Annotated in this window: 13 protein-coding genes and 1 pseudogene; 4 read left to right on the top strand and 10 right to left on the bottom strand. The window is 67.2% G+C overall.

Annotated features, from left to right (window positions below):
• From VFA16_RS01350 to VFA16_RS01375, 6 genes and pseudogenes are all read right to left on the bottom strand, one after another.
• Positions 1-515 (bottom strand): annotated as a pseudogene (locus VFA16_RS01350) (ribonuclease D); the annotation flags it as partial.
• A gap of 1 nt (position 516) precedes the next feature.
• Positions 517-1,098 (bottom strand): DUF3000 domain-containing protein, encoded by a 582-nt coding sequence (locus VFA16_RS01355; protein WP_324966097.1) that lies wholly within the window; start codon positions 1,096-1,098, stop codon positions 517-519.
• A 233-nt stretch (positions 1,099-1,331) separates the two neighbouring features.
• Complete coding sequence (locus VFA16_RS01360; RefSeq protein WP_324966087.1) at positions 1,332-2,168, bottom strand: enoyl-CoA hydratase/isomerase family protein; 837 nt, start codon at positions 2,166-2,168, stop codon at positions 1,332-1,334.
• A 10-nt stretch (positions 2,169-2,178) separates the two neighbouring features.
• Positions 2,179-3,873, bottom strand: a complete 1,695-nt coding sequence (locus tag VFA16_RS01365; RefSeq protein ID WP_324966088.1) for a GMC family oxidoreductase — start codon at positions 3,871-3,873, stop codon at positions 2,179-2,181.
• A complete protein-coding gene (locus tag VFA16_RS01370; RefSeq protein WP_324966089.1) occupies positions 3,866-4,612 on the bottom strand; it encodes a gluconate 2-dehydrogenase subunit 3 family protein in 747 nt (248 codons plus the stop codon). The genes VFA16_RS01365 and VFA16_RS01370 overlap by 8 nt, the downstream gene beginning before the upstream one ends.
• Before the next feature lie 7 nt (positions 4,613-4,619).
• Positions 4,620-5,099, bottom strand: a complete 480-nt coding sequence (locus VFA16_RS01375; protein ID WP_324966090.1) for a hypothetical protein — start codon at positions 5,097-5,099, stop codon at positions 4,620-4,622.
• Positions 5,100-5,232: 133 nt separating this feature from the next.
• Between VFA16_RS01375 and hemE the strand changes: the two genes are divergently transcribed.
• The 4 genes from hemE to VFA16_RS01395 all read left to right on the top strand — a co-directional run bounded on the left by hemE (position 5,233) and on the right by VFA16_RS01395 (position 9,158).
• Positions 5,233-6,282 (top strand): uroporphyrinogen decarboxylase, encoded by a 1,050-nt coding sequence (hemE, locus tag VFA16_RS01380; RefSeq protein WP_324966091.1) that lies wholly within the window; start codon positions 5,233-5,235, stop codon positions 6,280-6,282.
• Positions 6,279-7,634, top strand: a complete 1,356-nt coding sequence (locus VFA16_RS01385) for a protoporphyrinogen oxidase (RefSeq protein WP_324966092.1) — start codon at positions 6,279-6,281, stop codon at positions 7,632-7,634. Before hemE ends, VFA16_RS01385 begins: the two co-directional genes overlap by 4 nt.
• A gap of 4 nt (positions 7,635-7,638) precedes the next feature.
• A complete protein-coding gene (gene hemQ, locus VFA16_RS01390) occupies positions 7,639-8,334 on the top strand; it encodes a hydrogen peroxide-dependent heme synthase (RefSeq protein ID WP_324966093.1) in 696 nt (231 codons plus the stop codon).
• 80 nt (positions 8,335-8,414) lie between these two features.
• A complete protein-coding gene (locus VFA16_RS01395; protein ID WP_324966094.1) occupies positions 8,415-9,158 on the top strand; it encodes a class I SAM-dependent methyltransferase in 744 nt (247 codons plus the stop codon).
• A gap of 71 nt (positions 9,159-9,229) precedes the next feature.
• Here VFA16_RS01395 and msrB read toward each other — a convergent pair whose 3' ends face one another.
• The 4 genes from msrB to VFA16_RS01415 all read right to left on the bottom strand — a co-directional run.
• The gene (gene msrB / locus VFA16_RS01400; RefSeq protein WP_324966098.1) at positions 9,230-9,634 is read right to left on the bottom strand and encodes a peptide-methionine (R)-S-oxide reductase MsrB; all 405 of its coding nucleotides are present in this window, start codon (positions 9,632-9,634) and stop codon (positions 9,230-9,232) included.
• A gap of 36 nt (positions 9,635-9,670) precedes the next feature.
• Positions 9,671-11,017, bottom strand: a complete 1,347-nt coding sequence (aftC, locus tag VFA16_RS01405; protein WP_324966095.1) for an arabinofuranan 3-O-arabinosyltransferase — start codon at positions 11,015-11,017, stop codon at positions 9,671-9,673.
• A 19-nt stretch (positions 11,018-11,036) separates the two neighbouring features.
• Positions 11,037-12,626 carry an alpha/beta hydrolase gene (locus VFA16_RS01410; RefSeq protein WP_324966099.1) on the bottom strand — a complete coding sequence of 530 codons (1,590 nt, stop codon included), beginning with the start codon at positions 12,624-12,626 and terminating at the stop codon, positions 11,037-11,039.
• Between the two features lie 10 nt (positions 12,627-12,636).
• Positions 12,637-13,001 (bottom strand): dihydrofolate reductase family protein (locus VFA16_RS01415; protein WP_324966096.1); only part of this gene is annotated, 365 nt, incomplete at its 5' end.

Consider the following 13,001-nt stretch of genomic DNA (forward strand, 5'->3'; position numbering starts at 1 on the left):
GCGGGCAGCGGACGCTTCGACCAGTCGGCCGCACCGTGCCCCTTCGCCAGGCCCAGCCCGAGCAGCCGCTGCACCATGGCCGCCAGGTTGACCCGGTCGAAGCCGGCCAGCCGCCCGGCCAGCTCGGTGTCATACACCGCCGGCGGACGCATGCCGAGTTCGGCCAGACACGGCAAATCCTGATCGGCGGCGTGCAATATCCATTCGTCGTCGGCCAGCACCTCCGTGACGGGCCGCAGCGCGGTCAACGGGTCGGTTCCGTGGCTCACCGGATCGATCAGCACGGTGCCCGCACCGGCGCGGCGAATCTGGATCAGGTAAGCCCGGTTGGAGTAGCGGAAGCCCGACGCCCGCTCGGCGTCGACCGCGAACGGCCCGCGACCGCTGGCCAACTGGTCGGCGGCGGCGGCGATCTGCCCGACGGTCACCGAAAGATCCGGTACTCCGTCGGCCGGATGCAGCAGTGGCGTGGGCTCGGCCTCGATGCTGGGCTGATCGGTTGCCGCTTCGGACATGTCAGGCGCGGGACCGCGAGCCCAGGTCGGTCACCCCCACCGGTGGCAGTCCCGCGGCGTGCTCGAGCACCTCACAGAACGCCTCGACGTGGGTGCCGATTTCCGGGGTGGTCGCCGTCCACGACGCCCGCAGCTCCAGCTGGTGGGCGCGCGGCGGTCCGGAGATGTCGCCGTAGCGCACGGATGTCGTAGCGGTGACGGTACCGCCGAGTGCGGTGACGTGGTCGGCGCGGGTGTCCAGCGCGTCGACCAGCCAACTCCACGCCACTTCGGGGAGCAGCGGGTCGACTGCCTCGCTGGCGTCCAGGTCGGCCTGGATGTAGGCGACCAGCCGCATGGTGCCGTCCCAGGCGTCGGATCCCTCGGGGTCGTACAGCAGGATCAACCGCCCGAAGGCATCGCCTTCGGATCGCTCCGGGACGATGTCGAGCTCGGGGTGTTTGACCTCGGCGCCCAGCGCGTAGCTGAACGGCGCGAGGCGCTGCGGGGGCCGGATGGGGCCGAGTTCGATTTCAGCGCGGACGCTGGCAGCATTCATCGCGGCCACCGCCTCGCGGAATGCGGCCGGTTCGAGGGAGGTCAAGCGCCGCTCCTCCTCATCGCTTCGATCTGCGTCGTCGCCGGCCGAGGTAAAGCGCCGCACCTCCCCACCGCTGGGCCTTACGTCGTCGCCGGCTGAGGCTGCGCGCCGCTTCTCCGCATCGCTGCGCTCTGCGTCGTCGCCGGCGCGGGCCACGTCCATTGACGCTAGACCTATCAACCGACACCCGGGAACAGGCTCGCCGGTTGTACCCGCGGGCGGGGCGAGCAAAGCCGTCACGGCTGCAGCTGACGGGCCTCAGGATCGGCGCTGAACCGCGGCGCGCGCTTTTCGCGGTTAGCGGCCAGTCCTTCTTGCACGTCGGGGCCGCTGAACCCGATGAATTCCAGGCCCAGGGCCGTTTCGAACGCGGGCGCGAACATGCGGTACCAGTGGTTGAGGCTGTGTTTGGTCCACCGGATCGCGGTTTGCGCTCCGCGCGCCAGATCCTCGGCGATGCGAGTTGCCGTGGAAAGCACGTCGTCGTCGTCGACACAGGTGGACACCAGCCCGATGCGCTCGGCTTCCTCGCCGGTGAGCGGCTGGCAGGTCAGCAGGTAGTACTTGGCCTTGGCCATGCCGACCAGCAGCGGCCAGCAGATCGCGGCGTGATCGCCGGCGGCCACGCCCAGCTTGGTGTGCCCGTCGATGATCTTGGCGCTGCGCCCGGCCACCGAAATGTCGGCCAGCAAGGCCACCACCAGCCCGGCGCCGACTGCTGGCCCGCGAATCGCTGACACGACCGGCTTGTCGAAGTTGACCATGTTGAGCACCAGGTCGCGAGCCTCGCGCATGATGCGGATCCGGTCGGCGAAATCGCCCATGGTCTCTTCGATCAGGTCGAAGCTGCCGCCGGAGGAGAACGCTTTACCTTCGCCGCGCACCAGCACCGCACGCACCTCGGGGTCACGCTCGATCTCCGGCCAGATGTCGGCGAGGTCCCGGTGCATCTGCGGGCCCACCGAATTGAGGCCCGGCGCATCGAGAATCACGTGCAAAACGCCGTCGGTGCCCGGTTCGATACGCAGACTTGGGAACTCGTCGTACCTGACAGGGGACTGGCTGACTGGCATACCGACGAGGTTACGCACGCACAGAGCTGGCCCTTGCACCACCCTTCGCGTCGACGTCGCCGCGGATGATTCGTTCGGCCAGCCGCGAGGCGAGCGCCATGATCGTCAACGCCGGATTCGCGCTGCCTTGCGTCGGACACACCGAACCGTCGGCGATGAAAAGGTTCGGCACCGCCCAGGTCCGCTGGTTGGAGTCGACGACGCTGCTGTCAGGGTCGCTGCCCATCCGCGCGCCGCCGATGAGGTGGGCGAAGCGTTTAATGGTCAGCACGTCTTGGGCGTTGGCGGCATGCAGGATGTTTGCGATCACCTTCGTGGAGTACTCCATGTTGGCCTTGTCGTTGTCGCATAGCGAGTAGTCGAACCGGGCGACCGGCAATCCGTATTGGTCAGTCTCGTCGGCCAGCGTCACCCGGTTGTCCGGCATCGGAAGCAGTTCGTTCAGCACGCCGATGGTGGCCCAGTGGTTGTAGTCCCGCATGTATTCACGCAGCGATGCACCCCAATGTCCGTCGGCCAGCACGTGTTCGGCCCAGGCGATCGGCATCGGGGAGACGGTCTGGACGGAGAACCCGCGGGCGAAGCCGCGGTCGGGATCTGTCTCGTAGAACTGCTCGGACGACACTTCCGGCGGCGGCGCCTTGTACATCCGCAGTTCCTCGGGCCAGCGGCCCGCACTTTGGGTAGCGCCCTGAACCATAATGTAGCGCCCGACCTGTTCGTTGTTGTTGCACAACCCATTCGGAAACCGGGGACTCTGCGAGTTGAGCAGCAACCGCGGCGTCTCGATTGAGTAGCCCGCTACTGCGACGACTTTGGCGCGCTGACGCCGTTCTTGCTGGCTGCCTTCGGCGAAATAGGTTACCGCACAGGCATTCCCGCGCTCGTCGAGCTCAATGCGAGCGGCCATAGAGTTCGCCCGGATCTCCACCCCGTGGGCGAGCGCGTCGGGCAGATGGGTGACGAACGGGCTGGCCTTGGCGTTGACCTTGCAGCCCTGCAGACAGTAGCCACGGTAAATGCAGTGCGGCCGGTTGCCGAAGGTGCCGTTGACGATGCCGACCGGGCCGACTCGCATTTCGATGCCGAGCTTGATGGCGCCTTCCCACAGCTTCAGCGCCGCACCCGTCACGGGATGCGGCGAGAACGGATACCGGTGCGGGTATCCCCACGGCCAGTCCTGGCCGGCGACCGGCAGCTCTCGCTCAACACGCTCGTAGTGGGGAAGCAGGTCGGCGTAGGTGATCGGCCAGTCGGCGCCGACCCGGTCACGGCTGAAGGTTTCGAAGTCGCTGGGGTGAAAGCGCGGTGTGTATCCGGCGTAGTGCACCATCGATCCACCCACGCCGCGGCCAGAGTTGTTCTTTCCCAGCTCCTGCGGGTCGTCGCCGCCGATGATCCGCTTCTGCGTCCAGTACAGCTCGTGTGAACCGGCCTCGTCGGAGACCCAGTCCTCGTCGGGATGCCAGAACGGGCCGGCCTCCAGGATCACGATCCGCCAGCCGGCGCGGGCCAGGCGTTGGGCCAGCACCGAGCCGCCCGCGCCAGCGCCGACGATGACCAGGTCGACCTCCTCGTCGTCGTGATATCGGCGCATGGTTGCCTCGCCGGGCAGGTCACGGGAGTGCACGTCGAGCAGGAAGCGGGAATCGTTCTCGGTTGGTCCGACCGCGCCTTTGAGCACTGTGCGCCAGAAGTCACGCATCGAGCTCTCCTCGCTCGATTGTCTTGACCGGGTCCTCGGAAGTGGCGCCCGGGGTCTCGAACGGCTCACGTGAACCGATACCGCCGAGCCGCATGAAGCCCCGGGGGTAGGCCGGGCCGCCAAACCCGATCTCGTTCCATGCCCATGGATGGCTGTAGAAAGCGCTCAACGCCATCCGCATCACCACCGACCAGGCGCGGGAGATATTCAACTTCTCCCAACTGCCGCCGTACAACTGCTGATGAGCGAATCGCTCTACGACGGACTGGCGGGTTTCGGGCACGGCCTCCGCGAAGGACTTGGCACCGGCGTCCCGGGCCGCCTCGTCCAGACCGGCCAATACGAGGCGCCAGGTGTCGCGGTCGTCGGGCATGTCGGCGTACTGATAGCCGTCCAGCTGTCCGTCGGCGAGTTTGGCGTCGACGAATTCGGCCACCGGTATCCGCGGTTCGGCATCCTGGGCGAGCACGGTGTCGCAGAATGCGCGCAAGGTCAACTCCTCGACAGAGTCGAAGAACCGCAACGGGCCGGGCTCCTCCAGCCGGGCCAGCACGACTTTCTTCGTGGCATCGTCCCAGCTGTCGACGGTGGACAGGACGTCGAAGTCGGGGTAGCGGCCGATCATCTGCGGTGTGATTCCGCGACGCTGGCGCGGTAGCCACGACGGGTGAAGCGGCTTGCCGCCGGGTCGCAGGTTCGGCAGGTGCTCGCCTTTTGAGATATCAGGCCGGTCAGACATGGGGCGCTCACTTCTCGCGGCGCAAGATCGCTGCCAGCAAGCCCATACCGCCGACGATGCTCATCAGCCCGGGTGCGGCGATGGGCGGGCCCATCGGCACGTTATAGCTGGCCATCCGCCAGCCGCCGGGCCGCCGCGACACCCCCCGCATATGCAGGTACTGGCCCATCAGCCCGTTGGCCGCGTACACCCCGGCGGTGATCGGCAGCCACCGCTTGGCCCAGCGCTTCGAGAACACCCCGCCCACCCCGGCAACGACCACCGGCGGCGTCACCACGATCGGACTCCACATCCACTTGTTGCCGAAGCTCGCTTTGTAGTGCTCCAGGTAGATCTCCGCAGTTGTAATCACCGCCGCGAATGCCGTGAGTCCGGACAACGACCGTTCGAAGCGCCCGTGGGCAACATTGCGCAATGCCCGATCGATGAAGTACTCGACTTCGCCGACCACCTCTCCGGCAGTTCCTGATTTTTCCTTCAGCAACATCGACCGCTTCCTTTCCTGCCGTCAAAGCGGAGACCCTCCGGCCGCCGTACGCCACATTCCCCAAAACGGCGGCCCGCACACTTCTCTGTCGGTGGCGGTGGGCCACCGCCGCGCCGTGGCAGCATTGAGCGCGATGACTATTCGCCGCGACCTTCCCGGGTCGCCGTATTTGGCCGCAGCCACTGGGCGCAAACCGCATCGGATCCCGGTGTGGTTCATGCGGCAGGCCGGCCGCTCCCTGCCGGAATACCGGGCGCTGCGCGAGCAGCACAGCATGATGGCGGCCTGCTTCAACGCCGAACTCATCTGCGAGATCACCCTGCAACCGATCCGCCGCCATGGCGTCGACGCCGCGATCCTGTTTTCCGACATCGTGGTGCCGCTGCGCGGCGCCGGCGTCGAGCTGGACATTGTTCCCGATGTCGGACCGGTGATCGCGGCCCCGGTGCGTACCGCGACCGACATCGCGGCGTTGAAACCCCTTGAGCCGCAAGCTGTTCAGCCAGTGGCGGAGGCGGTGGCGCTGCTGGTGGGCGCACTTGGCGATGTCGCGCTGATCGGTTTCGCCGGCGCACCGTTCACGCTGGCGTCCTACCTGGTGGAGGGCGGCCCGAGCCGCCACCATGCCCGCACCAAGGCGATGATGCTGGCCAATCCGGACGCCTGGCACGCGCTGATGGGCAAGCTGGCCGACCTGACCATCGCGTTCCTGCGACTCCAGCTCGACGCCGGAGTGGACGCCATCCAGGTGTTCGACTCGTGGGCGGGGACGCTGTCGCTCGCGGACTATCGCGCCTACGTGCTGCCGCACAGTGCGCGGGTGTTCGCCGCGCTGACCGACTACGGCGTGCCGATGACGCACTTCGGGATCGGCACCGCCGAGTTGCTGGGCGCAATGTCTGCTGCCGGTGCCACGGTGGTCGGCGTCGACTGGCGGACCTCATTGACCGACGCCGCGGCGCGGGTCCAGCCGGCCACCGCGCTGCAGGGCAACCTCGACCCGGTGGTACTGCTGGCGGGCTGGCCGGTGGTGGACCGCGCGGCGCGGGCGGTGGTCGACGACGGGCGTCGCGCGGTCGACGCCGGCGCGGCCGGGCACATCTTCAACCTCGGGCATGGGGTGCTGCCCGAAACCGATCCCGGGGTGCTCACCGAGTTGGTGTCGCTGGTGCACTCGCTATGACGTCCCGCTCGTATTGCGTTGTCGGAGGCGGGATTTCGGGCTTGGCGGCGGCTTATCGGTTGCGCGCTTTAGCCCACGACGCGACCATCACAGTGTTCGATCCGGCCGATCGCCTCGGCGGCGTGCTGCGCACGGAGCGGGTCGCTGGCCAGCCGATGGACGTGGGCGCCGAGGCGTTCGTGGTGCGCCGCCCGGAAGTGCCGGCGTTGCTGGCCGAACTCGGACTTGCGGATCGGCAACTGGGCACCACCGGCGCGCGGCCGCTGATCTACAGCCGGGGCCGGTTGCACCCGCTGCCGTCAGGCACCGTCGTCGGTATTCCGTCGTCGGCGGAATCCATGGCGGGGCTGGTCGACGAGGCGACCGTCGCGCACATCGCCGAGGAACCGGGCCGCCCACTGAACTGGCGCCGCGGCGACGACCCAGCCACGGCCGCCTTGGTCTCCGACCGGTTCGGCGAGCAGGTGGTGGCCCGGTCGGTCGATCCGCTGCTGGGCGGGGTGTACGCCGGTTCGGCCGCCACTATCGGGCTGCGCTCGGCCGCGCCCGGACTGGCGAAGGCTCTCGACTCTGGCGTCGCCAACCTGACCGATGCGGTCCGGGCGGTGCTGCCCGGAGTCACCAGCGGCCCGGTGTTCGGCGCCGTCGACGGTGGCTACACGGTGCTTGTCGACGAGCTGGTCCGCCGCAGTGGGCTGCGCTGGGTGCAAACCGCGATCGAGCGCATCGAGCCCGCCGAGCCGGGCTGGATGCTGAGCGACGACACCGGCGCCACGTGGCGCGCCGACGCTGTCATTGTGGCGGTTCCGGCTCCGCGGCTGGGCAACCTCGTCGCCGGGATCGCCCCTCGTGCCGTGGCAGCCGCGCGCCGAATCGCCAGCGCGTCATCGGTGGTGGTCGCGCTGGCAGTGCCGCCCGACACCGGGTTTCCGGAGCACTCCGGTGTCCTGGTGGCCAACGGGGAAGCATTGCACGCCAAGGCGATTACGCTGTCGTCGCGAAAGTGGGGCGGCGGCGGGGACGTCGAGTTGGCTCGGCTCTCGTTCGGGAGGTTCGACGACGAGGCGAGCCTGCGCGCCTCCGATGACGAGCTACTGGCTTGGGCCCTGGCGGATTTGGCGACTGTGTTCGGGCTGCCGGTCGAGCCGGTCGACGTTCGGGTCCAACGCTGGGTCGACGCGATGCCGCAGTACGGCCCGGGTCATGCCGATCTCGCCGCCGAGGTGCGCGCCGGGTTGCCGCCGACGCTGGCGGTGGCGGGTAATTACCTCGACGGTATCGGGGTGCCGGCGTGTATAGCCGCGGCGGGTCGAGCGGTGTCGGAGCTGCTGAGTGCCGGCGTGGCACGATAGACCCATGGCCCGCCTGGACTACGACGCCCTCAACGCCACCATCCGCTACCTGATGTTTTCGGTGTTCTCGGTGCGGCCTGGGGTGCTCGGCGACGAGCGCGAGGCAGTCGTCGACGAGACCGCCACCTTCCTCAAGCAGCAAGAGGAACGCGGCGTGGTGGTGCGCGGCCTCTACGACGTCGCCGGTCTGCGCGCCGACGCCGATTTCATGATTTGGACGCACGCCGAACACGTCGAAGCGCTGCAAGCCACCTACTCCGATTTCCGGCGCACCACCGCCTTGGGACGCGCCTGCACACCGGTGTGGAGCAGCGTCGCGCTGCATCGCCCGGCGGAGTTCAACAAAAGCCACATTCCGGCGTTTCTGGCTGGCGAGGAACCGGGAGCCTACATCTGCGTCTATCCGTTCGTGCGGTCCTACGAGTGGTATCTGCTGCCCGACGAGGAGCGTCGGCGCATGCTCGCAGAGCACGGGATGGCGGCCCGGGACTACAAGGAGGTGCGGGCGAACACCGTGCCGGCGTTTGCGCTCGGCGACTACGAGTGGATCCTGGCCTTCGAATCGCCTGAGCTGCACCGCATTGTCGACCTCATGCGAGATCTGCGGGCCACCGACGCCCGACGCCATACCCGCGCCGAGACACCGTTTTTCACCGGACCACGGGTGCCGGTCGAGCAACTGGTCGCATCCCTGCCCTAACCGGCACCCCATGGACAATCGCGATAGTTCGGCGATATATCGTTGACGTATTCTCCGCTGCCTGAAGGGATTCAAGACTGATGACCGCTTCGACCGATCCGGCCCGCTTCGAAGAGATGTACCGCGACGAGCGGACTGTGCACGGACTACCTGCGGCCACGCCGTGGGATATCGGCGGCCCGCAGCCGGTGGTGCAGCAGCTGGTGGCGCTGGGCGCGGTCAAGGGAGAAGTGCTCGACCCCGGCACCGGACCCGGGCATCACGCGATCTACTACGCGTCGAAAGGCCTCAAGGCCACAGGCATCGACGCCTCGCCCGCCGGCCTGGAGCGCGCGCGGGAAAACGCCCGAAAAGCGGGCGTATCCGTGGATTTCCAGCTGGCCGACGCCACCAAGCTCGAAGGACTGGAGAACCGCTTCGACACCGTCGTCGACTGCGCGTTCTACCACACCTTCAGTGACGATCGAGACCTGCAGAACTCGTACGCGCATGCGTTGCACCGGGCGACCAAGCCCGGCGCGCGGCTCTACATGTTCGAGTTCGGGGCGCACGACGTCAACGGCTTCCGCATGCCGAGGTCGCTTTCCGAGGAGGACTTCCGGCAAGTGTTTCCTGACGCGGGTTGGGAAATCACTTATCTGGGACCAACCACATACCAGGTCAACCTCAGCGTTGAAAGCTTCGACCTGATGCTCGCGCGCAACCCCGATATGGCGGACCAGATCAAGCCGGTGGCCGAACGGTTCCGCATCGTCGAGCCCTGGCTGACCAACGGCCGGGTGCACGCCCCGTTCTGGGAAGTGCACGCCACCCGAGTGGACTGATTCTTTGCGCCGAGCGGCCAGTTAATACACGCGATCTGCCAAAAAACGTGCAATAACTGGCCGCTCGGCGCTCAGGAGGGCACCAGCCGCAGGCAGATCGAGTTGATGCAGTAGCGCTGGTCCGTTGGCGTCGGATAGCCCTCGCCGGTGAACACGTGCCCTAAGTGGCTGTGGCAGTTGGCGCACAACACCTCGGTGCGACGCATTCCCAAGGAGTCGTCGGTGCGCAGGATCACCGCGTCAGAGTCCGCCGGGTCGAAGAATGACGGCCAGCCGCAATGGGATTCGAATTTCTCGCTGCTGCGGAACAATTCGGCGCCGCACGCCCGGCACTGGTAGACGCCTTCGGTCTTGGTGTCGGTGTATTCACCGGTGAACGGCGGCTCGGTGCCGGCTCGACGCAGGACGGTGAATTCCTCCGGCGTCAGTTTCTCCCGCCATTGGTCGTCGGTCAGTGCAACTTTGGGGCGCGGCACATCTGAACGCTGTGAACTCATGTATTCACGCTAGCGCTAATGGCGGTGACCCGCTGCGCCCGGCTGCGCCGCGCTTGCGATCACCGCGCTGGGCGGCCGCTCCGGCGTCAGCCACGCCGGATCGATCCCGGATTCCAGCCGGTTCTCGGCCTTGGCGTCCAGGTAGCGGAAGTACAGCACGCAGAACACCACGATCAGCAAAAGCGACCAGCCGTAGGTGATCTTGAGGTATTCCAACGGACGCCCGACGCCCATCCAGTTGAACAGCAGCCAGCGGTCCATCGTCATAAACCCGTACACCCCAAGCCACGCAGGCCAGTTGCGGATCACCGAGTTGGGCAGCACCACCGTCATCAGGAACGGGAACAGCATCATCGAGTAGTAGCCCTGAGCCAGCGACAACACCAGCCACGACCACAGCAACAACACCCCAGACGACGTCGCCATCCAGAACAGTTGGTCGCGGGCGCGGTAGTAGCGGTACAGCAGCCACAGACTGGCAATCGCGATCAGCGTGAACGCGATCCGCAGGAACAGGATCAGCCATGTCGGCAGACCGAAGTACACGCCGTTGCCCTCGATCGAGCTGTTGAAGTAGTCACGCACGCCCAAGATGTACGGGACCGTGCGGGTGACGAAGTCCTGTGGGTCGCTGACCAACGGCCACGCGGCCACGTTCAACACCAGCGGCACCAGGACGGCGGCGACCACGGCCCGCCACTGGCGGTTCAGCAGCGGCAGCAGCAGCAGCGGCGCCAGCAAGGGTTTGGTCACTAGCGTCAATCCGATCGCGATGCCCGCCCACCACTGATGGCTCACCTTGCCGTCGAGCAGCCAGCGGAAAAACAGCACCTCGGCCAGCAGCACGCAGCCGTTGATGTTGGTGAACACCAGTGTGTTGGTAACGCTTTCAGTGCAAAACATCGCTAGCAGCAAGGCCGGAGCGGCCACCGAGGACACCGTGTAGTTGAACAGCCGCAGCAGCAGATACCAGGCAATCAGGATGGCCACGGTGTTGCACAAGATGAACAGATATCGCGACGGCGTGAACGGCAGATACCCGAACGGCGCCATCAGCAGGGTGCCGCCAGGCGGATACAAGAAATGCGGGTCGACGTAGTCGAAGTGCTCGTTGTAGATGTCCCAGCCGCGCCGGAAATTCAGCACCGCACGGTAGACCGGCTTGAAGTCATCGGTGATGTTGCCGTTGGTCGTCACCACCACGCTGCGGTGAATCACCGCCAGAATGGCCACCGGCCACAACGCCGACCTCAGCACCGCTGCCGCGCTGAGTACGCCGGTGCGGGGACGAAAGGCGGCCAGCACGGAGTCGCGCCAACCGGTCCGGGTGGAGTCAGCTGCCGTCACGAGCGAACCGTACACCGGCGCTCATGCCGACACGTCAGGCGGGACAGTAGGTGTCAGTGTCGGGCAGCTTGCCGCTGTCGAGATAGCCGATCAGTGGTGGCACCGCGCAGGAGGAGTAGATGCTGGCGCCGTGGCCAATGCCTTGCCACATCACCCGCTTGCTTGCCGCGCGCGCGTTGATGATCGTTGCCGCCGTCGCGGCGACGCCCTCCGAGCCGGTGATCGGGTCGTTCTGCACACCCATCAACATGACGTCGATCTTGAGCTTCTTGGGCGGCTGCGGCGGCGATCCGCTCGGCCAGTGGATGCACTTGACCATGTTGAGCGCTCCGACAGGGCCGAACTGCGGGTAGAGCTTGCCCCACTCGACCACCAGCTGACGAACCCGGTCAGGCGTCGGGCGGTTCAACGCGTCGCCGCAGGAGTTGATGAACTGGCCGTCGGTGTCGCGGGTGGCCTCAGCCCGATTGATCAGATTGGTCAGCAGGTTGCTGTCGCCGGAGTTGGCGGCCGCGATCGCGTTGGCCAGGTCGATGGTATTGGTGACCCGGTCGCCGGTGGGGAAACCCAGCGCGGTGGCTATGGCGTTGGCGACAGAGGCCACCGACGCCCCTCCCGGACCATGCCCGCCGCGGGCCGCCGCCAGCAGCGAGCTGACCGCCCCTTTGGGATCTGGCCCCAGCGGGCAGTTCACCGCGGCGCACTGTGCGGCAAACGCGTCCAATGCTGCCTGCTGACCCTTCACCTGCTGCTCGGCGGCGGCTTCGGCGCTGACCCCCAACGCAACCGGGGAGTCGAGGACCAACCTGGCGACCTTGTCGGAATGCGATCCGGCGTAAGTCAGTGCGACCTGGGCGCCGTTGCCGATCCCGATCAATGCCAGTGTCGGCACGTCCCAAATGCTGCGCAGCCTTTCGATATCGGTGGCTGCGTGGGCGTTGTCGTAGGACGAGTCGCCGGGCGCGATGGTGTCGGTGCAGGTGGTGGTGGCCTTGTCGGAGATGTCGCTGAGGTTGGCCACCGGGTCGTCGCCGGCTTCGAACTGCGCCTGGTCGCGCATCTCCTGGCGGTCGTACTGATCACGGCAGTCCACTGCGCTCGACATGCCCATGCCACGGCGGTCGACGGCGACGATCGGGTGGCTGCGCAGGACGTCGGCGCCCGCGCGCGAGAGCCAGACCGGCAACTGCACCGACGACGGCAGGTCTGATCCGGTGGTGAAGACCAGCGGGCCGGCGTCTTGCGGGGTCTGCACTGAGCGGGCGCGCACTGCGCCGATGCTCAGCGTCCCGGCTGCCCCGTTGACCGGGTCGAGGTCGGCGTCAAAGCTGGCGCAGTCCAGTTTGACGCCAGGGGCGGCGGGAACCGCGGCGTCGGCGAACACGCGCGCGGTGCAGTCGTGCCACGACAAGTCGTTCTTGGGCGCGGCGATGGGCGGGGGACCGCCCGGTCGCGCTGTGGTCGTGACCGCGCCCTGCGGGCGGGCGCCCGAATTGGTGGCAAAGCGCGGGTTGGCGGCCACGCCCGGAACACAGCCGGCCAGCACCATGGTCATCGAGAAGGTCACCGCGACCACGACTGTGGCGGGCATGGCGTGCCGACTCATGCCGACCACAGTAGCCAGCCGCCACGCGTCAAGCTCGCACGTAGCGGGTGTAGAGGTAGCCGGATTCGTCGGCCAGCACGTGGGCGCAGCGCATCCGGGTGAGCACCTGTCCTGGGCCCGTCGTAATGCGTGGCGCCTCACCCCCGACCACACACGGCGCGATCGTCAGGCACAGCTCGTCGAGCAGGTCATGCTCGACGAACGAGCTGAGCAGTGTCGGACCGCCCTCGGTCAACACCCGGTACAGGTCACGATCCGCGAGCTCGGCCAGTACCGCGGCCTCGTCCACGCGGCCAGGGTCATCGCCCGAGCAATCGGCGACGTCGGCGACCCCGGCAAGGCGCTGCCGCGTCTCGTCGACGGCCGAGGTACAGGTCAGCACCAGCGGCGGCA

It is taken from the genome of Mycobacterium sp., from assembly GCF_035653355.1.
In the GTDB taxonomy this organism is placed as follows: domain Bacteria; phylum Actinomycetota; class Actinomycetes; order Mycobacteriales; family Mycobacteriaceae; genus Mycobacterium.

Coding starts and splice junctions, on each gene's coding strand:
- VFA16_RS01370 (WP_324966089.1), bottom strand. CDS start 4,612: ATGTCTGACCGGCCTGATATCTCAAAAGGCGAGCACCTGCCGAACCTG.
- VFA16_RS01365 (WP_324966088.1), bottom strand. CDS start 3,873: ATGCGTGACTTCTGGCGCACAGTGCTCAAAGGCGCGGTCGGACCAACC.
- VFA16_RS01385 (WP_324966092.1), top strand. CDS start 6,279: ATGACGTCCCGCTCGTATTGCGTTGTCGGAGGCGGGATTTCGGGCTTG.
- hemQ (WP_324966093.1), top strand. CDS start 7,639: ATGGCCCGCCTGGACTACGACGCCCTCAACGCCACCATCCGCTACCTG.
- VFA16_RS01375 (WP_324966090.1), bottom strand. CDS start 5,099: ATGTTGCTGAAGGAAAAATCAGGAACTGCCGGAGAGGTGGTCGGCGAA.
- hemE (WP_324966091.1), top strand. CDS start 5,233: ATGACTATTCGCCGCGACCTTCCCGGGTCGCCGTATTTGGCCGCAGCC.
- VFA16_RS01360 (WP_324966087.1), bottom strand. CDS start 2,168: ATGCCAGTCAGCCAGTCCCCTGTCAGGTACGACGAGTTCCCAAGTCTG.
- VFA16_RS01395 (WP_324966094.1), top strand. CDS start 8,415: ATGACCGCTTCGACCGATCCGGCCCGCTTCGAAGAGATGTACCGCGAC.